This is a genomic window from Lactobacillus delbrueckii subsp. delbrueckii DSM 20074 = JCM 1012, from assembly GCF_001433875.1.
Classification (GTDB): Bacteria; Bacillota; Bacilli; order Lactobacillales; family Lactobacillaceae; genus Lactobacillus; species Lactobacillus delbrueckii.
This window is the reverse complement of the sequence record NZ_AZCR01000120.1, coordinates 1-904: the sequence shown is the minus strand read 5'-3', so window position 1 is coordinate 904 and position 904 is coordinate 1. Positions and strand designations below refer to the sequence as shown.

Here is a 904-nt window from a genome sequence, read left to right as displayed (position 1 = left end):
CTTTGGCCAGCCTGCCATTTGGCCAATCTGTTTCAGCCGCTAAGAAGAATGGCTGGCAGAATACCAAGGCTGGCCGGGTGTACTACAAGAACGGCAAGAAGGTCAAGAGCTCTTACCTGGTCAGTGGCGGCTACGTTTACTACCTCAAGAAGAACGGGGTAATGATTAAGAACAAGACCAGCAAGATCAAGGGCAAGAAGGTCAAGTTCAACAAGAAGGGTCATGTAACCAGCTTCAGAGGCAAGACCAAGATCAACAGCTCTTGGTACTACTTCACTAAGAGCGGCAAGATGGTTAGAAACAAGACCGTCAAGGGCAGCAAGTATGTCTACCACTACTCAAAGAGCGGTAAGTTGCAATCCGGCTTGTCCAGCTTGAAGGGGAAGACTTACTACATTGACGCGGTCAGTGCCAAGCCCCGGACCAACTTCATGTACAAGTCTGGTTCCAAGTGGTACTACTTTGACTCCAAGGGTCTGGGCAGCGACTCCTTGAAGATGCAATTCACCAAGGAAACTGGTTTGGTTAACACCAACAAGACTTTTGCCAAGAACAACTTGGCTTACAGCTACAGCTCATCCAGTATCGACAACGTTAATGGCTACTTGACCGCGGACAGCTGGTACCGGCCAAAGAAGATCTTGAAGGATGGCAAGACCTGGACCAAGTCAACGGCCAGCGACAAGCGGCCGCTCTTGATGGTTTATTGGCCAAACCGCCCGATCTTCGTTGACTACCTCAACTTCATGAAGAAGAACGGCTTTGTCAGTGCCAAGCGGAACTTCTCAACCAGTGACAAGACCAAGGACTTGTTCAACGCGGCCAACCAGGTTCAAGTAAACGTTGAAAAGAAGATCTACAGCAAGAAGAGTACTTCCTGGCTGAAGACCTTGATGACTGAGTT

General features: G+C 49.2%; 1 protein-coding gene. It reads left to right on the top strand.

From position 1 onward, the window contains the following. The coding region (locus tag FD23_RS08705; protein WP_044880601.1) for a glycoside hydrolase family 70 protein at window positions 1–904 on the top strand (904 nt) is incomplete at both ends.